Source organism: Mesorhizobium sp. M6A.T.Cr.TU.014.01.1.1 (genome assembly GCF_004022765.1).
In the GTDB taxonomy this organism is placed as follows: domain Bacteria; phylum Pseudomonadota; class Alphaproteobacteria; order Rhizobiales; family Rhizobiaceae; genus Mesorhizobium; species Mesorhizobium mediterraneum.
In genome coordinates this window covers 16,505-38,026 of the sequence record NZ_RZPG01000034.1, presented here as the reverse complement: position 1 = coordinate 38,026, position 21,522 = coordinate 16,505, and the positions used below count along the sequence as shown (strand labels likewise).

The 21,522-nt window shown below is 58.6% G+C and carries 16 protein-coding genes and 4 pseudogenes; 5 read left to right on the top strand and 15 right to left on the bottom strand.

The features are described from left to right. Positions 1–643: 643 nt before the first annotated feature. The 5 genes and pseudogenes from EN885_RS34380 to queC all read right to left on the bottom strand — a co-directional run. Positions 644–840 (bottom strand): annotated as a pseudogene (locus EN885_RS34380) (7-carboxy-7-deazaguanine synthase QueE); the annotation flags it as partial. 160 nt (positions 841–1,000) lie between these two features. Next, positions 1,001–1,753 (bottom strand): carbonic anhydrase, encoded by a 753-nt coding sequence (locus EN885_RS29015; protein ID WP_128243747.1) that lies wholly within the window; start codon positions 1,751–1,753, stop codon positions 1,001–1,003. A gap of 831 nt (positions 1,754–2,584) precedes the next feature. Beyond that, positions 2,585–3,310, bottom strand: coding sequence for a 7-carboxy-7-deazaguanine synthase QueE (gene queE, locus EN885_RS29010; RefSeq protein ID WP_164752747.1), 726 nt, complete (start codon positions 3,308–3,310; stop codon positions 2,585–2,587). Between the two features lie 5 nt (positions 3,311–3,315). After that, positions 3,316–3,672, bottom strand: a complete 357-nt coding sequence (queD, locus tag EN885_RS29005; protein WP_063169374.1) for a 6-carboxytetrahydropterin synthase QueD — start codon at positions 3,670–3,672, stop codon at positions 3,316–3,318. Next, the gene (queC, locus tag EN885_RS29000) at positions 3,672–4,370 is read right to left on the bottom strand and encodes a 7-cyano-7-deazaguanine synthase QueC (RefSeq protein WP_128243748.1); all 699 of its coding nucleotides are present in this window, start codon (positions 4,368–4,370) and stop codon (positions 3,672–3,674) included. The genes queD and queC overlap by 1 nt, the downstream gene beginning before the upstream one ends. Positions 4,371–4,541: 171 nt before the next feature. Here queC and EN885_RS28995 point away from each other — a divergent pair, with 171 nt between their 5' ends. Both EN885_RS28995 and EN885_RS28990 read left to right on the top strand, forming a co-directional pair. Beyond that, positions 4,542–4,877: a hypothetical protein gene (locus tag EN885_RS28995; RefSeq protein ID WP_126097319.1), complete on the top strand. Its 336-nt coding sequence runs from the start codon at positions 4,542–4,544 to the stop codon at positions 4,875–4,877. Positions 4,878–4,885: 8 nt separating this feature from the next. Further along, a pseudogene (locus tag EN885_RS28990) lies at positions 4,886–5,002 on the top strand (transposase); the annotation flags it as partial. Here EN885_RS28990 and EN885_RS34890 read toward each other — a convergent pair. From EN885_RS34890 to EN885_RS28970, 4 genes and pseudogenes are all read right to left on the bottom strand, one after another. Continuing rightward, positions 4,989–6,204 (bottom strand): annotated as a pseudogene (locus EN885_RS34890) (IS3 family transposase). The pseudogenes EN885_RS28990 and EN885_RS34890 overlap by 14 nt on opposite strands. Before the next feature lie 255 nt (positions 6,205–6,459). Further along, positions 6,460–7,494 (bottom strand): LLM class flavin-dependent oxidoreductase, encoded by a 1,035-nt coding sequence (locus tag EN885_RS28980; RefSeq protein WP_126104983.1) that lies wholly within the window; start codon positions 7,492–7,494, stop codon positions 6,460–6,462. A gap of 79 nt (positions 7,495–7,573) precedes the next feature. Continuing rightward, entirely contained in the window at positions 7,574–8,704 is a 1,131-nt protein-coding gene (hisC, locus tag EN885_RS28975) for a histidinol-phosphate transaminase (protein ID WP_128243749.1), read from the bottom strand. An 825-nt stretch (positions 8,705–9,529) separates the two neighbouring features. Further along, positions 9,530–9,865: a hypothetical protein gene (locus EN885_RS28970; protein WP_206616860.1), complete on the bottom strand. Its 336-nt coding sequence runs from the start codon at positions 9,863–9,865 to the stop codon at positions 9,530–9,532. 1,152 nt (positions 9,866–11,017) lie between these two features. On the opposite strand from EN885_RS28970, the gene EN885_RS28960 reads away from it, so the two are divergent. Together EN885_RS28960 and rpoN are read left to right on the top strand one after the other, a co-directional pair. Beyond that, entirely contained in the window at positions 11,018–11,551 is a 534-nt protein-coding gene (locus tag EN885_RS28960) for a peroxiredoxin (RefSeq protein WP_126104981.1), read from the top strand. A gap of 69 nt (positions 11,552–11,620) precedes the next feature. Then, positions 11,621–13,054, top strand: coding sequence for an RNA polymerase factor sigma-54 (gene rpoN / locus EN885_RS28955; protein WP_128243750.1), 1,434 nt, complete (start codon positions 11,621–11,623; stop codon positions 13,052–13,054). On the opposite strand, the gene EN885_RS28950 is transcribed toward rpoN, so the two are convergent. From EN885_RS28950 to EN885_RS28930, 6 genes and pseudogenes are all read right to left on the bottom strand, one after another. Then, the gene (locus EN885_RS28950; protein ID WP_029356557.1) at positions 13,051–13,677 is read right to left on the bottom strand and encodes a nitrogen fixation protein NifQ; all 627 of its coding nucleotides are present in this window, start codon (positions 13,675–13,677) and stop codon (positions 13,051–13,053) included. The genes rpoN and EN885_RS28950 overlap by 4 nt on opposite strands. Continuing rightward, a complete protein-coding gene (locus EN885_RS28945) occupies positions 13,664–14,716 on the bottom strand; it encodes an LLM class flavin-dependent oxidoreductase (protein WP_126104978.1) in 1,053 nt (350 codons plus the stop codon). Before EN885_RS28945 ends, EN885_RS28950 begins: the two co-directional genes overlap by 14 nt. A 137-nt stretch (positions 14,717–14,853) precedes the next feature. Continuing rightward, on the bottom strand, positions 14,854–16,455 hold the full coding sequence (locus EN885_RS28940; protein ID WP_127204748.1) for an SDR family oxidoreductase: 1,602 nt from the start codon (positions 16,453–16,455) through the stop codon (positions 14,854–14,856). Positions 16,456–16,603: 148 nt separating this feature from the next. Continuing rightward, the gene (locus EN885_RS28935) at positions 16,604–17,191 is read right to left on the bottom strand and encodes a nuclear transport factor 2 family protein (protein WP_050580531.1); all 588 of its coding nucleotides are present in this window, start codon (positions 17,189–17,191) and stop codon (positions 16,604–16,606) included. A 138-nt stretch (positions 17,192–17,329) separates the two neighbouring features. Continuing rightward, a pseudogene (locus EN885_RS34360) lies at positions 17,330–17,452 on the bottom strand (ferredoxin); the annotation flags it as partial. 29 nt (positions 17,453–17,481) lie between these two features. Next, a complete protein-coding gene (locus EN885_RS28930) occupies positions 17,482–18,660 on the bottom strand; it encodes a cytochrome P450 (RefSeq protein ID WP_164897938.1) in 1,179 nt (392 codons plus the stop codon). 1,486 nt (positions 18,661–20,146) lie between these two features. Here EN885_RS28930 and EN885_RS28925 point away from each other — a divergent pair. Beyond that, complete coding sequence (locus tag EN885_RS28925; protein ID WP_095484281.1) at positions 20,147–21,379, top strand: MFS transporter; 1,233 nt, start codon at positions 20,147–20,149, stop codon at positions 21,377–21,379. The last annotated feature ends 143 nt before the right edge of the window (positions 21,380–21,522 follow it).

Here is a 21,522-nt window from a genome sequence, read left to right as displayed (position 1 = left end):
CTTTCATAGCCCGTCTACAAGTTGGTTCCGCCGACGCGCTATATGGAAGCCAAATAATTCAGTAGCTTAGCCGAGAGCATTGATATTTTCAGAAAGATACGTGTTATACGCGTATGAAACGCCGAACCCATGACCGGCGCCCTCATGCGCGTGAGACCCCGTTGTGGGCGAGGCTCGCGACTGGCTGCACGATCCTAGCCGGCCTGCTTGCCATTGAGTTTGGTCCCGCCGCGGTAGGCTGCGGCATCAAGGGCAACATCAGCTACAACACTGGCAAGAAGATTATCACGTTCTTGGACAGGAATCTTACTGGGAGACACGCATCAACCTATTGAAGGGCGAGCGGTGGTTTTGTTCAGAGGAAGCTGCACGAAAGGCGGGCTGGCGGGCTTCGAGAGGTTAGTGTCGCGGCAGCTTGCAGATCTGCCCACGGGGCCGCCACGATCGCAAAGTGTGTACAAAAGCGCCCTCTCTGCCGAACTGAACAGTGCTCACGGCCATAGCCTCGGATGAGCCCGACTGGCTTGACCTCTGCATGATGAGAGCAGCTTTTACACCAGGTGCGCAGCACATGTCTTTAACGAACGCATCGTCTTCAAGAATATAGAGAGCAATTCGGAAAACCGAGTAGTTGGCGGCGAAGCTAGGAGAAGGTATACACCGCCCTCTTGTTACCCCAGAGTAGAACGTGCAGCTGCGGCAAGACGCGGGCTTCGAACCACCTGTCGCTGGTCACCTTTTCGACCAGCTATTCCATGCGCATCATATTCCGTCGGACTCGACAGAGACGTCTTCATTACCACGGCGGGGCGGCGTGTGATTGCCGGGTTGCAGACAAACCTCGCCGCGACGTCTTTGGGACGAGTGGTGCCGGCACCGAATCCCTATCATTTAGACTAGCCAGCTTGGGGAGCGCCGTCAGACCGCCAGACCGGAAGAGGAGGCTTCGCGCCAAGTTGTGCCAAGAATGTTGGACCGTGCGGAACCGCTGGGGCGGCGCTCAACTCTGGCGCAGGATGAAGCGTCGATTGGGTGAATGAATAGGGCGCGCGTTCGACGGGTAGAGTGAGGCAAATCGCTGGATGTCTGCCGGATCAACGTCAACCGGTTCCATCGCCACCATCCACTCGACGTTTTCGGCGCACGGCGGCGTCGTCAGTGAGCCCTCATAAGTCCAATAGCCAAGCGAGGCTGGCAGAAGCCAGTTGGGATTCACCTCGTCGATCGTCACCTCCCCATTCGGCAGTTCGGGAAAGGCCGCAGCAAGGGCAGCAAAGCTGGCATTTGTCGCGCCGGGCGTTAAAAAGACGCCCAGCACGCCCAGAGTACCACTTTGCGTGTCCTTGTGAACGAAATGCACCTCCATCGGGAAGCTCTTGCCCGCCACGTGATGTTCGCTTGGCGCATGGAAATGGAACTGTACCAGTTCGTAGACACGATCGCCGCGGGTCAGCGTGCTGCCTTGTGGCATATTGATTTGAATGGTGTGGCCGTTGTTCACCATATTGCCGCCGCCCTTGTGCCAGCCGATGGCGATATGCGGGATATCCGCCTTGACCGCGCTGTTGATATTGATCGGCGATTGCTGCGTGCCGGCAGAGCATACGAAATTTTTCTTATCCAGATCAGCCCAGTGCTCCGGTCCGACCGGACCGGTGTACCCCCAATGGGCACTGGTCGCTTGGGCGGCTTGAACGCAAATCCGGCATGCGCCGAGCGCAACCAACCCTTTGATCAGGTGACGACGATACATATTGCTTTTGCTCCTCTTGCGAACTGATGTTGGTGGCTGCCCTAATGGACGCGTGATGGCCAATCGGCGCGGCCACTATTGTCCTACTGACGGATGCCCGCATGCCTTGGCGTGCTTTCATAAGTGCGGCTGCCGTTTCTCGGCTGGCCGGCTTCTGCAGCCCGCAACGGGGGCAGTTTCAACCAGCTAAACGATAAAAAATTTGAGCAGACCAGCGCTTGACCCCCGCCGCAAAGGCACAGGCGAACGTGATCACTGCGCGGCTGCGGTTCGCGCCGGAGGCCGCATCGCTATACTTTACACTCGCTGCCCAAGGAGACGCAGGCGACCCCAATACGTTTTCATCGCTACTCCCGACGCAGCCGACGACGCCACGAAAACGTTGCTATATTTCACGTTGGGCCAGTGAGGAAATCGATCTTCTTTATGGAAGGCATTTGCGCAATGGATGCATTCCCATGCACATCGCCGTTCTGTTTAGCAGCTGCCATTGACCGGCGGGCCAGCCCCTTTGGGCGTTCTGGTGTCTGACAGTCGTGCGTCAGGCCGGACAATGAGATACATCGATAAGAGCTGGACAAGGATGAGGGGATGACGTGCTTGCGACGGAGCAGGTGGGGCGAGAAGGCCAGTTCTTGCGGATTTCAACTTTGCGTGACGACAGCTCATCGGAGTCAAGGTGACACACGCCGGCAGCGGGGTGTCCGGGGCGGTTTCCAGCCGCACAATCGCGAGACCGCTGACGCGAACAAAGCTCGGCTGTACTCGGCACGCGAAGAGAGCCTGCCAAGCCGTCGGAGCCCGGCCTTCCGGTGCGACGCAAGCCGCAGACTAGACCGCCCTCTTGTTACCCCAAAGCAGAACGTGCAGCTGCGGCAACACGCGGGCTTCGAACCACCTGTCGCTAGTCACCCTTTCGACAAGCCATTCCATTCGCATCATTATTCCGTCCAAGTCGACAGAGGCGTCTTCACTGCCAGGGCGCGGCGGCGTGTGATTGCCGGGTTGCAGATAGATCGGAAGGTGCGGATATCTCGCCGCGACTTCTTTGGCGTAGGCATAGTCACTCTCGTCGAAAACGACGAGCTTGAGCACGATTTGCGGCTTCTCTTGCGCCGCTTCGAGGCATGCATCAAACGCAGCCCAACGGGTCGTCATCTCGCTGGACGGCGGCTTTGGGCTAAGGGTCAGCACGTCAAGATCCGCAAACCACTCCCTCACCACGGAACCCTGCGTTTCCAGTGCAAAACGATAGCCCTCGCGATGGCCTCGTTCTATGAGGGGACCGAACGGCTGAATGGCCGGGTTGCCGCCTGACAAGGAGACCATAACCGGCCTGCCGCCGGAAAGCGCATGGACGGTTTGCCACACGGCATCGATCGGCATCGGTAGCCATTCATGGCGATACTGATTGTCCACCGCGTGAAGGCTGTCGCACCATGAACAGCGATAATCACATCCGCCGGTTCTGATGAACACCGTCGGCAAGCCGATGAGCACGCCCTCGCCCTGGATAGTCGGCCCGAATATCTCGCTCACACGGATTGCGGGATGCATGTCGGTCACGGACGGTATTCCGCCCAAGTTTTCGGTGTTTCGCTAACGCGCACGGCCGCGGTCTGCGGCAGACGTGCCTTGCACCATTCATAGAAATGTCTGGCCAGGCATTCCGCCGTGACCTTCTCATGTCCCAGCACGTCGTTGAGGTGCCGATGGTCGAAGCTCTCGTCAATGTAGCGTTTGAGCGGCGCCAGATCGTGATAGTCGCGCACGAAGCCGTGGGCGTCCAGTTCCTTGGCCGACAGCTCCACTACGACGACATAGTTATGCCCGTGCAGGCGCGCGCATTGATGGTTGGGAGGCAAGGAGGTGAGCTGATGCGAGGCCGAGAAGTGGAATTCCTTGCTGATGTGGAACATTACGCGCGCCTCCTGCGCAGCGCCTCAAGCCAGAAATCGGCGTCCTCGTAGTCGGTGGGATCAGCGTGCCCGGCGAGATGGAACGCTTCGCGCCGCTCGACGCAGGTCCCGCATCGTCCGCAGTGACGCACGCCGCCCTTGTAACAGGACCAGGTCTCAGCAAACGGGGTGCCGTATCTTGCGCCATCCGCAACAATGTCAGCTTTTCCGAGATTCACATACGGTGCATAGAGGCGTATCTGCGCATAGCCGTCGAGCGCGCGGTCTTGCATTGTCTGGAAAGCTTCAATGAAGGCCGGACGGCAATCGGGATAGATGAAATGGTCCCCACCATGCACGGCCGCCGCCACCGCTTCGGCGCTGTGGGCGGCGGCGAGACCGAAGGCGATTGCCAACATGATGGCATTGCGGTTCGGCACCACCGTAATCTTCATCGTGTCTTCGGCGTAGTGGCCGTCCGGCACGTCGATACTGCTAGTCAGCGCTGAGCCGGAAAGGCCACGGCCAATTTCGCCGATGTCGATGATCTGGTGCGGGACCTTCAGTCGCTGCGCGCAAAGAGCGGCGAAGCCCAATTCCTTCCTGTGCCGTTGGCCATAGTCGAAAGATACAAGGCCGGTGAGTTCGTGCTCCGCTGCCACCATGTGAGCAAGGGAAACGGAGTCCAATCCGCCAGAGCAGACGGCGAGAGTCTTCATCATTGGTATCCTTGTTTTGACCGGGTAAGGCTGCGACCGGAGATTTCTCTGCGCCCCCACTACTCCAGCGACTTAGTTTTGTGAACCGGGAGAATTTGCGCTCAGCCGATTGGAACGGGAGTGCGTCGCGTCCAACACGCGTGATCAATAAAAGTTGAGCGCTTCAGCAGTTTGTTCGCATCGCGCCAACTTTCGCAACCTGCTGTCGGATCGTCGACTTCGAGACAAGGTGATGTTCGGCCGACATCGGCTGACTCTCAATTAAGCCGCAGAACACATGTTGGCTTTCTGGCCTTCGCTTGTGCGGTTGGCACGACAATTGATATTCTATTTGTGGGGCGGCACACCCCGCCAGCCGAAAGTGGCAGTGAGCTCCTTCAGGCGCAGGTTGATGTGCTGATTATTCGGCGATTTTCCGATCTCGAACCAGAAAGCGAGGGCGGCATGGATGCCAGCAAATTTTACATTGGCGACATCCGCCTGGAGAACCCTGCGCGGCGCGATTGAGGCCGCAGGCGAGCCTGCTCTACCTGCCGCCCTACAGTCCCGACTTCAATCCGATTGAGAACGCCTTCGCCAAACCTAAGGCGCTGCTGCGAGCAAAGGCCGAGAGAACCATCAAGGCTCTATGGGACTGACGTTGCCCCCAGCAGTTTTGAGTTCGTTTCCGGCGTGGGTTGTGCCCTGCTGGGCGGGTGAAGCGACGGGCGCTGGCGCGGAGCCTTTGGCATAGCGCAGCGCGAGCGACCGTCGCGGATTGAAGGTGCTGGCGAACTTGGCCGGGGTCTGCCAGGCGATTTGGGAGTGCGGTCGCGCAGTGCTGTAGTCGGCGTGCCACAGGGCGATGGCTACGCGCGCCTGAGCCAGCGAGGTGAACAGCGTCTCGTTGAGCAGTTCATCGCGCAGTCGGCCGTTGAAGCTCTCGATGAAGCCATTCTGCATCGGCTTGCCGGGCGCAATGTAATGCCATTCGACGCGGTTCTGATCCGCCCAGGGGAGGATGGCGTTCGAGGTGAACTCGCTGCCATTGTCGCTGACGATCATCCTGGCCGGCCGCGCTCTTGATGAGCCGGTCCAATTCGCGGCAACCCGCATGCCCGAGAGAGACGTATCAACGATGAGTGCGCAGGCACTCTCTCGTGCAGTCGTCGACGACGGCCAGGATGCGGAAGCGGCGCCCGTCGGTGAGCTGGTCCGATACGAAGTCGAGCGACCAGCGCTCGTCGGGCCTCAGCGGCACCAGCATCGGCGCCCTTGTCCCGATCGCCCGATTGCGGCCGCCACGGCGGCGAACGGCGAGCTTCTCCTCCCGATAGAGCCGGAACAGCTTCTTGTGGTTCACGACCAGGGCCCTCCCGCCTCAGCATGACGAGAAGACGCCGGTAGCCGAACCGGCGTCGCACCTGCGCGATCGCCTTCATCCGCTCGCGAACCTCGCGGTCGTCCGGCCTGCTGGTCTGGTAGCGAACCGTCATGCGGCAACAGCCGATGGCTTTACACGCCCGCCGTTCGCTCATCCCGAAGCCTTCCTTCAGGCGAGCGACAGCTTTCCGCTTGGCCGCGGGCGTCACCATTTCTTTCCCACAAGGTCCTTCAACGCGGCATTGTCGAGCATGGCGTCGGCCAGAAGCCGCTTCAGGCGCGTGTTCTCGTCCTCCAGCGCCTTCAGGTCGCCGAGCCTTGGAGACATCCATCCGGCCGAAGCGGGCCTTCCAATTGTAGATCGAGGCGTCGCTGACCCCCGCTTGCGGCACAGATCGCCAACCGATACCCCGGCCTCGTGTTTCTTCAAAATTCCGATGATCTGCTCTTCAGAGAAGCGGCTGCGTTTCATGTCCTGGTCCTCTGGAGGGGCCAGAACGAACTTCGAACCGGATTAGATCAGAGGGGCAAGGTCAGGACGCCTCGGCGCGGTCGTCGACCTCTTCACCCCAGCCGAATGTGCCAACTACTTCACAGCCGCAGGATATGAACTGGATCAAACAGGACGTGCTCTAGTGGTTTACGCCTGACACAAGAGTTCGGCCCCCACAACCGTTTCGGAATGAGGAGCAGCGCTGCCGCTGCTCCTCCAATCACGCAACGGATTTCACGATGCGCCAACTCGAGCCATGATTTCGGATCGAATGGTCGATGCGGTGTATAGGGACGCATCCAGCGGCAAATCCCCAAATGCCAGTTGACACAGAAGATAATTAGCACCTGCCTCTTCCAACTGATCAAGGAGAGCTTTTCGGACAGAAGCTGCCGTTCCCACGACGCACAATTCACTTTCAATTGCTGCATCGAAGTTCAGAGGCAAGTTTGGTGGAGTGGGAATGGCATTTAGTTCGTATAGAAATTTGAAGCTCTTGAGCCATCGTTCATAGGCAGGTGCTGCGAGCAAATACGCATCTGTTTCAGAACGCTCTATCACCACCATTCGGAGCAATCCAAGAAATGGCGCTTGCTGGCCAATGTCAGCATCGTGAATTCGGGCGGCGCGGAACGCGTCGGTAACGCTGCGAACAGAAGTGGAAGGTCCGACGCAGGCGATGTTTGCCCCATTTGCGGCGGCCCAGCTAGCCGGCTCGGGTCGATTGGTGGCGATCCATGTCGGCGGATGGGGATATTGGTGAGGTCTCAACGTCAGCGGAACGTCTTTCAACTCAAAGTGGCGGCCCTGATAAGAAAGCGTCCCGCCTTTCATCGCATTGATGAGAATCTCGCTGGCCTCCGCATACTGTTCTGGTGCTGCTTCTACAGCAACCCCGAAGTATCCCAATTCTGTGGGAGCAGAGCCGCGCCCTATGCCGAGTTCAAGCCTGCCGCCGCTCAACTGATCAAGCATGCAGATCTCCTCGAAGGCACGCAGCGGATGATAGAGCGCAAGTAGCATTACCATGGGACCAACACGAAGACTGCGGGTTCGCTGGGCGACGCTCGCTAAGAACAAATTCGGTGATGGACCTCTGCCATGCGGCGTACAGTGGTGCTCGGCGAGATGATACGCATAAAAGCCATAGCCATCGCACGCTTCTGCTAGGCTCAGCCGATCTGCATATTGTTGTGCGATGTCATCGCCGTTTTCGTCCAGATGATCGAAGATGCCGAAGGTCAGGCCCGAAGCGGAAATTTTCTTCAATTAATTGTTCTCCAAATTACCTGTTATTTATTCACTAAACATCATAGCTTTCGACAGATCGACACCTATTACTTGATGCTTAATGTGAATTGACTTCATGCTTGCGCACACCGCGTTTCTTCTTAAAGTTCATACAGACTCGTTTGGCGGCAGCAAGGAATTTGTCCATCTGCTCTGTGGTGCCAATGCTGACGCGAATACAGTTCTTCAAATCTACGTCAGGAAAGCTGGCGATGAGGATCGCCTGCTCTTTCAACGCGGCTTGCCAGCATGAGCCCTCCTGTCCCGCCGGCACACGGGCCAGCAAAAAGTTTGCGTGGGAGGGTGTTACGGAAAAGCCAAGTTGCAACAGCGCCAGGGTCACTCGCTGTCGTTCATGCTTGATGTGCCTGTGGTTCTCTTCGTAGGCGTGGCGATGCGCAAGAATGCTTTTCCCGACCGCCTGCCCGATCACGTTCATGTTGAAGACATTCTGGATGTTGCGCAGCCTGCCAATGATTTCTGGGTGACCGAAACCGAAGCCGACTCGCACGCCAGCGGCAGCATAGCTCTTTGAAAAAGTCCTCAAGATCAAAAGATTCGGATGTCTATTGACGAGGCGCAGGGCATGGTCGGGTGCGAAGTCAACGTAGGCCTCATCCAAGACGATCAAGCGATCTGCTTGCTCCACAAGGCGTTCGATTTCGGCCACCGGCACGAATGTTCCGGTCGGATTGTTCGGATTAGCCAACAGAATGAACTTCGCGTCTTTTGCGGGGCCGGACAGCAGTTTTTCTATCGGCAGGGGATGAGCTTCGCTCGATGCGATTTCGAGAAACTCGGCACCCTGCAACATGGCAAGTTTACGGTTGAACGAAAATCCGGGCGACAGCATTGCCACTCTATCTCCTGGGGCGAGGAAAGCTCTGTAGATGAGTCCGAGCAGCTCCGACGAACCGTTGCCGGCAATCACCTGATCTTTGGAAAATCCGTAAGCATCGGAGGCAGCTGCCCTTAAGCTGAGATTGTCGTCTTCCGGATAAAGATACTGGTGTTCGATCGCAGCAATTGCACTTTGCATTACGCTCTTCGGCAACGGAAACGGGTTCTCGTTCGTATTTAGCTTAACGCAATTTGCATCCGTCGCTGGTCCGTTGGACGAGAGAGCATCTAATTTGCTGGCCACCGGCGAAAAAAGCGAAAGCACGGTCTTCAGTTTTGCATCGCACATGTTCTTCTCCGTTTTTCAGTCCCGCAGGGCATGTGACATGAGGCAATCGTTGATCGTGACTTGATCGACGTTCGGCTATATCAGCGCTGCCTTCCCACGGATCGCCGACCACGGTTTGGATTTGACACCGGGAAGCTGTCGAGAACCTGATGACGACCCAACGTGTGGCCGACGGCCGATTCGGCGCAACAGACGGTGTTTCAACATCGCATCGTCCTCAAAGCCGCATGCAGGGCCTGCACGACAGCCCGTCTCCAGCGCCCGCAGATAGGTGGAAGCCGAAGTCTTGCCGAACCTCAGTTGCTCTGCCACCTGGCCCACCGGACTGCCCTGTTTATGGGTCAGGCGCAGGATATCTCTGACGCTCGTTCGTCTTGCTTGCTTCCGTCTTGGCATGGGCTCTCTCGGTTTGCTGATGAGAGAGCCAAATACCGGCTCATCTGAGCATGAGACGCAGGCCTGACGATATGGAGCGTCGCTGGTGGCGCGCGTAGCTAAGAGGGTTCGCCTCGCTGGCGGGGCATGCAAGACGGCGCACCTCCTTAGCCATCCTGTCCCATCGTCTCAGATCGTGAGGCGCACCTTATAGTCGGTGAGGAGATCTTGCAGCGTCAGGTTACGCCCTAGCGCTTAAGGTTGTTGGTCGCACCGAGCAAGCGCGGGACCTGTCGACGGACAACAGCGGTGCCACTGCCGGCACTAGGTCGTCCAGCATCACAGTGAACCGCGTACGTAGTATTTTGTCGTAGGCGGCATTCTGGATAGCCGGATACGGGCTCTTCACCCGCTGCACCACCGATTGCGGGATGATGTCGCGAGAAACATTCACGGATTTCGTGAAAAAAGTGTACCCGCCGAAGAGCCCCACTCGCGGGGGCGGTGCAGCACCACCTCGGTGTCACTGCTCGTGTTCATGCGATGGACTAGGCCGGCCAGCTGTTGACGCAGCTCGCGGTAGTTGTAAGTCTCACCCGTGTAGACGAGCACCAAGTCAGGTCGGCCATCCTCCTGGAGCATCCTCGGCTGACGGCCGCCCTGGATATCGATGATTGCCAGGCGGTGGTGTCCCAGCGCCGCAGGCCCGCCGATCCAAGTCCCCTCGTCGTCCGGACCGTGGTTCGCTATGGTGGCCGTCATATTCGGCAAGCTCCCTTCGCGCATCGGGACCTCCGAGGTCTCGATTGAAGTCGATCCATTCACAGATGCCGCACAGGTTATGTCGCCGCATTTGGGGCGAAGCAGATATAAGGCCAGTGGGAAACCATCGAGGCAAAGTGACGGATCTAGCCCAGCTACGATCCGCATCCGACATTGTCGGACATCGGACAGCACCGCGATTCGCTGCATAGGAAGCCTGGAGTCGCGATCCTTGGGGGAATCAGCGCATGAAAGGAGAGCTGGGTCGTGTCGGCCGAAATGAGAAATTGCTCCCCCTTATTGCCTCACCGAGGAATGTTACCGAGCGCGATAGGACGGACATGCCCTATCTCCCCCCGTTGCAGCTGAGGGAGATAGGGGCCAGCTCTTCATCCAACCGCCATGGAGGATGATCAGCCCAGCCATTTCCATGCGCCAGGCCTTCACAAGCCGTGCACCATTCAGGTTCTTTTCCTTGAAGCGCGACTATCCTTGTCAGACGTCGCAACACTTGCTGCCGAGAGCACGAGCTCTTCCTCGAGCATGCCTTGATCTGCGCCTCGAACGGCTCGCACATGCTGGGTCTCAACGACTTCGCAGAGGTTGATATTCTGCAGTGACTTTCGTCTCGCTGCTGCACGGCATTGACGCTGGGAGCCATGCTCGCGTGGCGCAATTGTGCTGAAGCCGGTGCCCACGGCAACGTTTCTTAACCCGCCCCAGGTCCTGGCGTTTGGCTAATTTCCGACATTCGTGTCCGGCTTCGGACAAAGGCCGGGTTTGCCGAACGGAGTCGCACCCAATTTCCAGTGCTGCTTGAGCAATAATATCGACCGGCATTACTGCACAACACGAAAGTTGCTGCAAAAACCGAAGTGAACCCAAGGCATCGGGTCAATTGGCATGGCGCTTGCGACTCGGTCGATAGAACGCAGTCAAAATCACGGTTGCAGACCATGCCTACCTCTCAAAGCTCGATAAAGCACGCGAGCAAAATTCCCCGTCTCCGCGGAAGCTCGTCGCCGTTAAACGTGCCTGCTCGGGGGCGGTCTTGCACAAGACCGGTCCGAGGCAACCACGCCAAGGCGCGAGGCTGCCGGAACTGTCGACCGAAGTCGATGCCGCTTCAGTTTAACCGAAAAATGCACCGTACCACTTTGGCCTGAGAGCAAATCAATGACCTATAGAAAGAACGTTCCTCTCGTGACCTTTCGCACGCGTGTTCGCGATGAGTCGATCGGGGGGCCAAATCCTTATCGGTGGGAGAACAAGACCTCCGACGATTATTTCGGGGGCAAGCGCGTCATCCTGTTCTCGCTGCCTGGCGCCTTCACCCCGACCTGCTCGACCTTCCAACTGCCCGATTTCGAAAAACTCTATGATCAATTTCTGGAACTGCGAATTGACGCGATCTACTGCGTCTCAGTCAACGATGCTTTCGTCATGAATGCGTGGGGAAAGTCCTTGGGGCTGCAGAAGATCGAGCTGATCCCAGACGGGTCGGGCGAGTTCACGCGCAAGATGGGCATGCTGGTCGCGAAGGACAATCTGGGCTTTGGAATGCGCTCCTGGCGATACGCCGCTCTGATCGACGATGGCGTGGTGGAGCAGTGGTTCGAGGAGGAAGGCTTCTGTGACAACTGCGAGACGGACCCCTATGGCGTTTCATCCCCGCAAAACGTTCTCGACAAACTGAAGGCGGCGGCATGACCCAGAAGTGGAAAGTCTCACACAACCCCAGCACACACTAGAGCCTCCTCGGCAGATTACCGGTTCAACATGCATCTCTCAGCAAGCCTGCTTCAACGCCAGAAGCAACGTATGGTCTTATCGCCTCAAGCCATTGAAGCTATTCGCTTGCTGCGATTGACGCATACTGAACTCCATCAGCTCGTGGAGCAGGCACTCGAGAAGAACCCCGTTTTGAAGCCTGACCCGTTTGACGACGTTTCGCCGCTGCCAGGGGAGGATCAGCGGAGCAGTCAAAGCAGAAGCGAAATCGGCGAATCGCCCATTGGCGGGCCGTCTGGCGGGCGCGGGCAATGGAAGTCGCAACGCAGTAGCGGCAACGATCGACCTGCCGTCGAGGAGTTTACCGCCCACACCGAAACATTGCACGACCATGTCGCCCGCCAGGTCGCCCTCACCCCGTTCACCCCCCAGGAGCGGCTGATTGCCGGACAGCTCGCCGCCCATCTGGAGGACACTGGCTATCTTCAGGTAAACCTTTTCGATCTGGCCAGGAGGTTAAACGTTCGGCAAGCTGATGTGGAACGGGTCATCGGAATCTTGCAGCAATTTGATCCGCCGGGCATTTTTGCGCGAACTCTCAGCGAATGCCTGGAGATTCAGCTGCGCCAGCAAGACCGGTTCGACCCGGCTATGGCAGCTTTGGTCGCCAATCTCGAGATGCTTGCACGGGGGGATTTTCAGGGATTGAAGCAGCGTTGCGGAGTCGACGAGGAGGATCTCCTCGACATGAGGAACGAAATCCGCGCGCTCGATCCCAAGCCTGGAGACCGGTTCCAGTCCGGGACGCCGGAAACCATCGTACCGGACGTCTGGGTAATGCCCAAGTCCGAAGGTGGATGGCGGGTGGAGCTAGATCCGGCCACGCTGCCCAAAGTGTTGATCAACCACACCTATGTCGCCGAAATCTCGCAGCTGACCAAGCAAAATCCGGAAGGCAAAGCGTTTCTCGACCATTGCCAGGAAAAAGGGAACTGGCTGATCAGCAGTCTCAAGCAGCGCGCTAAGACGATCCTTAAGGTTGCGACCGAAATCGTGCGCCAGCAGGATGCCTTTTTTACACACGGCGCCGCCCATCTGCGGCCTCTCTGTCTCAAAAATGTCGCTGACGAGATCGGCATGCACGAGTCGACGGTAAGCCGGGTGACTTCGAACAGGTACATGTTGACTCCGCGCGGGGTGTTCGAGCTGAAGTATTTTTTCGCTGCGCCAATCGCATCCTGCGAGGGCGGCGACGCGCACTCCGCCAAAGCTGTCCGCCATCGGATCAAGGCAATCATAGCCGAAGAATCGCTCGACAAGGTACATTCCGACGAAGACATCGTTGCTCAACTCAAGGAGACCGGCATCGATGTCGCTCGCCGTACCGTCACCAAATATCGCGAGGCGATGAACATCCCTTCCTCCATACGACGGCGCCGCGATAAGCGTTTGTCCGCAGCTGCGATCAAGCGAAGTGACTAACCGGCATTCCTGGTCGGCGAGAGGCGACTCTCAACTTCCTCCGGGCCGAAGCAGCTTTCGAAGTCCTGGCATTCCCGACAACTGGGTGCAGTGCATGACGAAAAGCCTTCGGCCTCACACAGCTTGCGGTAAAAGTACTTTTTCCATTTCATGTTTTCTGTGTTGCCTGCCGCCAGCGCGGGAAAATGTCTGGCAAGCAGGCGGCTGAGCTCAGCGCGATTTGAGAGGCCAAGATCCCGCCAAAGATGGTCCGTGCGCATCGCACGCCGGGCGATGATCTTGGCCAAGCGGCCGCTCGCCGGGTCGGCCGGCGCAGCATGCGCTAGCAGCAGCCGGCGTAGCAGCTCCTCTTCCAGTTCCGGCTCGGGCTCGCTCAACTCCTCCAAAGCGAATACGCTGCTGGAGGTAGACGGGAAAGTTGCGGCCAAGACATCACGCAATTCGACAGACGAAAGGCCTGTCCCCTCCGTCGCCAACACCTCGCCCGCCTGGACCTCCTCAAGCGAACGTGAATGTACGCAGGGCAGCACATGCTGATCGAAGCTCCTCCCTAGCTCGGACCCACGCCATTGCGCGCTGGATAGGCAGCCATCATCGTAACGGCCGGCTTCAGCTTCCGGCATGACAAAGCGCCTTGTTGACCGCAGGGATGATCTTGTCGCCCCAGAGCTCGATCTGGCGCAGCATCGTCTTTTGGTCGAAGTCGCCCAATTGAGTCTGAACTGCGATCTGGTCCGGTTTCAAGATATCGATCTCTTCCAGCAGGCGATCAATCACGCGATTTACGCTGCCAATCGGCAAATTTTTGCGCATGGTCTCGAAGGACAGATCCTGCTGGGTCGGTGTCTCCTGCAGCAGGTAGCCATCGTGGCTCTGTTGGCGGCGCTGATGCAGGGCTTCAGAAAGCCGGCGCTGGAAGCGGGCATTGTCGAGATAGCTGTTGATCTCCAACTCGTCGTGGCTGGCATAGCAGCAGCGCAGCAGCGATATCTTGACGTCGGTGACGTTCTTTTCCTCGGATGCCGCCGCCCTCTCGACTGATTCACGCAGTGTGGTCAAAGTCTCTAAGCCGTCGTGGAAGGCTGTGACAAAAAAATTGTGCCCCTCGCGGTAGGCCCGAGCCATCCGTGCGGCTCCGCCAGCGATCCAGATAGGCGGCGTCGGCTGCTGGACTGTGCGGACCGAAATCGCTGTTGGGGGGATCTTCTCATACTGGCCGTCGTGTTCGAAGACGTTTTGGTTGAGGCCCTTGAGAATGATGTCCAGGTATTCCGAAAAGACGGCCGGCGCCTCATTGATGTCCACGCCGAACCGTTCGAACTCGAACTGCTGGTATCCCAAGCCTACGCCGAGCTCGAGACGGCCGTTCGCAACGATGTCGGCGAAGCCGATCTCGGACAGCAGGCGCTGCGGTTGGTAAAGCGGCAGCACGCAGACGGCAGTGCCCAGGCGAATCGTGCTTGTCAAGCCGGCGCAGTGCGCCACCATCATCAGCGGGGATGGTATGAGGCTGTAATTGTTGAAGTGGTGCTCAGCAAACCACGCGGTGTTGAACCCAGCCTGCTCCGAAGCGACGGCCTGTTCGATGGAGTTGCGGATGACGCTTTCTGAGGATTGGTGATAGCCACGCTGGGCGGCCAGAATGAAAGTGGCAAATTCCATGATTTCTCCTCGTTATAGACACGTCAGCCGACCGGGAATGTGCTCGGCATGCACATGCTTGGATCTCAAGCACCTCGGGTGCGTCGTGGAGCCGAGGCTTCATAATGCTCGGCCGGTCGCCTGCGAAGGCCTGGCAATTAACCTGCGGCCTCCGCAAAACATTCGTCATAGAGTTCGCTGGCGTTTCCCGCATCACCGAACGAGGTCCAGCCGCCGTCCACGTAGAGGATCGAGCCGTTGATGTATGAGGCGTCAGACGAAGCAAGGAAGAACGATGCATCTGCGACGTCTTCTGGCCGTCCCATCCTGCCCATGGGGATGCGTCGTCCGATTGCTGCCAGGTCGATGCGGCCGGCTTTGGCCAACTGAGCAAGTGCGGGCGTGCGGATGTGGCCAGGAGCGACGGTGGCTGTCCGAATTCCGACCGGCCCGAGTTCGGCCGCCATGCAACGGGTCAGCATATCCATCCCCGCCTTGGAGGCGCCGTAGGCATGGCGCGGCGCGAACGGCAGAAAGCTGTCGATCGACCCGAGATTGAGGATCACGCCGCCCCGGCGCATAGCCTTGATCGCTTCGCGCGCGCAGGTGAAAGCGCCGGTAAGGTTGACATCCAGGACGTGTTCGAGCTGTTTCGACAGTTGCTCGATCGCAGGCACAATCCTGTCGGCGGTATCAGCACTATTGACCAGAACATCGATATACCCGAAGCGTCCCCTCAGTTCTTCGAACACCGACACCACATCGCTCTCGACGGCCACGTCCAGCGATTTCGCCAGATGCTTGCCGGGGAGCGATGTAGCCAGCTCTGCCGCTGCAGTGCCATCTTTATCAGCAATCACGACGGTGTCGCCGTTCGCGGCAAAGCGGCGAGCGACGGCCGCGCCAATGCTTTTTGCGCCACCGGTGACGAGCACGATTCGCGCATCTGTGCATTCGGCCGGACAGGAGAGCTCGGCTTGGAGCGCACCATCCACCGGCGGGTGAGCATCCCCCGGCTGGTTGAATGACATCCAGCCTCCGTCGACTGCCAGCACCGAGCCGGTGATGTAGCGCGCCTGCGTGCTGCTCAGAAAACGCACGACCCTGGCGATCTCGTCGGGGCGAGCCAAGCGCCCCATCGGCACGCGGCGGCGTATCGCCGCGAGGTCCATTTTGCCAGCGCGTGCCAGCTCTGTGACCATTGGGGTGCGGACGGAGCCCGGCGCCACCGCCGTGACGCGGATTCCTCGCATAGCCCACTCGCATGCAAGGGACTTTGTCAACGAGATCACGCCAGCTTTCGAGGCTGCGTAGGCGTTGCGCCTGGGATTGCCGACCACGCCCGCCATCGAAGCCACATTGACGATCGCACCGCCCGGCCTCATTCGCCGCGCCGCTTCCCTGGCCATAACGAATGGCCCAATAAGGTTCACTGTCACGCCGCGTCGGAAGGTATCGACAGCGGTGTCGATGATCCTATCCATCGTGGGTCCAACCGCCGCATTGTTGATGAGGACATCGATTTGCGCGAACCGTGCTTCGACCTGGCCGAAAAGTGAGAGCATGTCCTTCTCTCGCGACACATCGCACTCCAGACCGACGTGCGGCGACCCGAGATCCCGAGCCAGTTCAACCACACCACTGCCCGGAAGGTCCACCGCAACTACAGTGTCTCCGTCCGCGGCAAGGATATCGACCAGGGCACGGCCGATCCCGCCCGCAGCGCCTGTGATGATTACGGTGCGTGCTGCCAGTTTCACGAGAGCTTCTCCACGATGACCGCTTGTGATCTCAGCCCATCAACCTTGGGCGGAATGAAGGGCCGAGCCAAATCGTTGCAGTGACCGCCAGTTGCGGCCCCACACAGATGTCGTTCCCGTAGGGCGCTCATCCTCCATTTCTACCCACTTATGCAGCTCCCAGTTGGGGCCCCTCGACGCCATCTTGGTCGGTGGGGATGTGACCCTTGAGCAACTGGTAGATGGGATCGTCTGGATGTGGTGCTCCAATCGGCTGTCGCCGGCCGAACCTATCTGCCTCAAGAATCGCTGGCGGGATTTGCTCCTCAACCCAATCGTAGACGACTGTCCGTTCCGCAATTCGCCACTCGTCCTGCCTCTTCTGAAACAGATCGCAGTAACGGCCGCAAAGCAGCGTCTGACGTATTTCTTGGTCTGTATCCGGTCCGCGTTGCAGCGCGGTGAAATAGCTCTCGACCGCGGCCTCTGCTGAACTGATGAAGTCGATCAGGCTGTTCGTGATTTGATGGATGTTACGGTGCCCCGGCAGACCGAGAGCAAATTGGATGAAGTCCTCTGCCGGTCCGCAATAGGGACCGTGCCTGTCATACGCTTCGGGCCAGTATGCGCTACGCAGCGCCGCCTCATCGGCGCGGTCTATCCCGCGGCAGTACCGATACAGGCAGTTGCGGATCGCCTCTCGGTCACGCAGTTCGGTAATTTTCGCGTGGTCGACAGGGTCTGTCGCGAATTGTATGATTGTTTTGTCCTTCCCGATGCCAGTCTGCACTTTGCGTGTGTCTCTCTCTACAACTGAGTTAGCGGGGGGCTCGTCAACTTCCAGAGCTTGTTCGGGGCAGGCTCGTACCCCTTTTGAGGCAAGCAGTTGCTCCCCATCGGCAACATCAATATCACCGGGCAAGATGTAGCCGGCGTCATCAAGCTTGAAGACTCTCGGCGCCCGCGCCCAGCAGCGCGCATGACCCTGGCATCTGGCTTTATGTACGACGACACGCATAGCGAACTCCAATGTCGTTGGCTGAAACTTCAGGACCAGTCCAGGATCAGATTCTCGATCCCGAACACATGGCCGCCGAAGGTGATAGGTTCAGTCCCTGTCTTGATCCGAAAGGCTGGGATGCGCGCCAGCCACTCCTCCAGGCCAATGACAATCTCCCGCCGGGCAAGGTGTGAGCCAAGACAACGATGGGGACCATAGCCAAAGGCAGCGTGCCGGTTGTCCTCGCGCGCCAGATCGATCTCATTCGGGCATTCGAATTCCGCCGGGTCACGATTGGCAATCATCGTGGCACAGGAAACATAGTCTCCCTTGCGGATCGGCGCGCCTTTGAAGTCGACATCCTTCGTTGCCACTCGGATCATCTGAATGGTCGAATAGGCGCGCAGCAATTCTTCCGCAGCGACGGCAATCCGGTCCGGTTCGCTTCGTAGCAATTCCTGATCTTTGGGGTTGCGCGCGAGATGGGCCAAGTCGAAGCATATGGCTGCTGAGACCGTGTCGAGTCCCGCGACGAACACAAGCACGCCGATGCCACGGACTTCTTCGTCACTGAGCAGACGACCCTCGACCTTTGCCTTCACGATGAAGGTCATGAAATCATCGACCGGCTCCTTGCGGCGCTCGGTGGCAAGTTCGTCGATGAAGGCCACGATCGTCCGGGCTGCGGGTGGTCGTTGCTCCTTATCGCCGTGGAGCACATCTCTAGCCCAGCCGACAAATGTTTCTAGTCCGTTGTCCGAAAGCCCAATAAAGCGAAGGAAGATATTGACCGCGAACGGAACTGCAAAATCCTTCATGATGTCGCAGCTCGTGCCTGATGCGGCGATCCTGTCGATCAGCTTGATCGCTCGTTCCCGGACAGCCGGCTCCAATGCCATTACCCGCTTTGGCGAAAGCAGCGGATTGAGCAGTGAGCGAAAAACACCGTGGAATGGCGGATCGAGCTCAAGCGGGATCATCGGCCAGCTCTCGCCGAGCACAGAGGCGAAGATGCTGCGATGGCTGGAAAACGTTTCGGTGTCCTGCAGCACCCGGCGCTGGTCGCTCGCGCGAGTGATGACCCAGGTACCCCGACCGTCGCGCGTGTTGCTGGTTGAATAAAAGATCGGAGGCCCGGCATGAACGCAAGCAACCGCTGCATGCGGATCCCCGTTAGCGGTCGGCAACATGCCGGGCGACGTAAACAGGCTGAAGTCCCTCACCATTTCGGGCGGGACATGATCTGGAACCGGCCGCGATTTAACCGCGCCAGAATCGAGAGACCGTTCATGAGATGCTGTCGGCATTTGCATGCAATCGTTGGTGCAAGCTCCGTGCCGAATTCGTCTTTCGATAATCCTTGCTGTTTGCTGGGCAGCAGGTGGCGCCTGCGCTGACTTGCTGGTCGGGATTGCAACATTCTTGTCCAGCGTCGGACACAGAATGTAGAAAGCTAGACACCGACTTGGAGCAACTCAACTGGTGGGATCGCTAGCCGATCATGTGCCCGGGGAGCATCCAGTTCGAAAGCTTGCGCTAAGCGGCTTGGTGACTTGGCCGAGGTCACCCAGGTGGAAATGACCAACACTTGGGGTAAGCCTAGTGGCGCTCCCCTCGATGATGTCTGGCGGGGTGGTTAGCCGCCTCCGTGGGACAAGATCAGTCTACACGAATGGGCTATAGCCTCTCCTCGCCTGCCTCACTGGCCGTCCTTCAGAGCCGGCCAGACGAGCTTTTGTCTTTCAGCAGGGCGTTTTTCTCGCCAGCTACAGAGCCACACCGACGCCGTTAATGAGCGTCCAGTCGACGGATTGGATGGCCTGTCCATCTTGCCCAGCACCTTGGCTTCGCATTTGCCGGTGCGGCGGAAGCCTTCAAGACGCAGTTCTTGACCTTCTCCAGATCAGCCTCGGACGGATATCGGCAAGGGTTCAGCTCGTCCTTTTGAACTTGCGCATCTTCGTGTTGGCGAACCCCAGGCCGCCCGACATGTTTGCGGTCTATCCGGCACCTCAACTTCGAACAACCTTGCGGCAAGCTCTTGGGATAGCCCACGCTCGTGCCTCCACCACCCGCTCAGCAGAGCCAGATTTGTCGTTGAAGGCACGGAACTTGCGCAGTCATTCGCAGATGCGTCACGGACCAAGAGTGTAGTCCCATGAATTCGATCACCAAAAAGGCCGCCCGACGTTGCTGGGACCGCCTGCAATTACCTTATCCCAAAATTGGGAGCAACGGCTTCAAAAGGGATAACTCATCACCTCAATTTTGTCGATCGCGCGGCATCGAACCGCAGCCATCGATCAGACTTCCGCCTCGTTGCACTCATTGCGACCGCCTTGGTGCTTGCGACAACCGCTCAATTCTGGCTGCCAGGATAACCACATATGGCGACGGAACTTCCTGCTTCAAAGCAATATAGAGATCGTCGATCATCCCCCAATCAAGGCCTCGATCGAGGACACCGCGTTCGGCTTGCTTGGTTCGCAGTGGACAGGCCGCACTTCGACGAAGGCGATCGATGCGACCGCGCCGAGAACTCTCCCGCATTGTCGACGGTTGGGTCCGTCGGCCCTCCGATGAGGCCTCGGATGCGTCGGGCGCCGAGGCCTCGACTGATGCCGACTGGCCGCCGCCGGAAGGTCTCGCGGCTTTGATCCCCGGCGATGTAGCCACCCCTGCTGCAACAGCTCCTAGCCGGAGAACTCATTCATGACCGAATCGGCGACAGATTTAGTGGACGCGGCTTTGTTCGACCGAGATCGGCTTGACCCAGAAAGTCCCTATCAACGTTCTGGCCCTGCATGGGGTGCCATCATTTCGCTTTCCTTCGGCACCTTCGGCCTTGTGACGGCAGAGTTTCTGCCCGCCAGCGTTCTGACACCGCTCGCGCATGATCTCCGTATCACCACGGGCACGGCTGGACAGGCGCTAACAGCGACCGCAATCGTCGCGGCGATCTCGGCACCGATAATCGCCATCGTGACAAAGCGTCTGGACCGCAGGGTCGTCATCTGGGCGATGACGCTCCTGCTGATCCTGTCGAACGTTCTGGCGGAGGTTGCGGGGTCGCTGCCGGTTTTGCTGGCGGCACGCGTCGTCCTTGGCATATCGCTTGGTGGTTTTTGGTCAATTTCGGCAGCGTTGGCGATGCGGCTGGTTCCAAGTCACCTCATGCCGCGCGCCATGTCGATCATCCTCACCGGCGTTTCTGTCGCCTCCGTCTGCGCGGCTCCAATCGGCGCTTATGTCGGTGACATTTGGGGATGGCGAGCCTCGTTCAAGGTCGCCGCAATCGTGAGTGCCGTTGCGCTGCTCGTGCAACTCGTAACCATTCCGCCACTGCCTCCGATCGAAGTGCGCAGATTCCGCAGTCCGCTGGATGTCGCGAAGAATCCGGCGATGAAGGTTGCGGTGCTAGTCGTGCTATTGGTCGCTTCCGGCCATTTTGCCAGCTTCGCCTACATCCGCGCCTTTCTCGAGAGCGTTCCTGCGCTCGACAAGAAGTCGATCCCGCTCGTGTTCCTTGCTTTTGGCACGGCCGGCGTCTTCGGCAATTTAGCCGGCGCATTCCTCACCAAACACAGTCTCAAGGCGGTCGCGGCCCTGCCGCCCCTGCTCATTGCCGTAGCCGCTGTCTCGCTCCTGACTATGGGAGCATCGGCCTTGACCTCGGCAATTGCAGTTGCCGTATGGGGCTTTGCTTTTGGCGCGGTCCCGGTCGGATTGCAGACATGGATGGTGCTACGCGCCGCTCCGAAACAGGCCGAGAGCGCTGGTGTACTGATGGTCATAACCTTCCAAGTGGCCATCGCAGCCGGCACAACTTTCGGTGGCCTATTGGTGGATCACACGGGTATTGCCAGTGTCTTTGTCTACAGCGCGGTTGCTACGTTCCTCGCTGTCTTGACAGTATTTTTGCTCGGCCCGAACCGCAAAACCTGACCGCCTGGTGGGGAGTGACGACGGTCGGCGGCGTTCACGCTATTGTCACCTCTGAGCTCGGCCCAAAGGCCGCGGCTTCGTCGTAACCATGCGGTCGATGGGGCAGCGCCAAATTGCTTCCTGCTCATCGCGTTGCGATAATA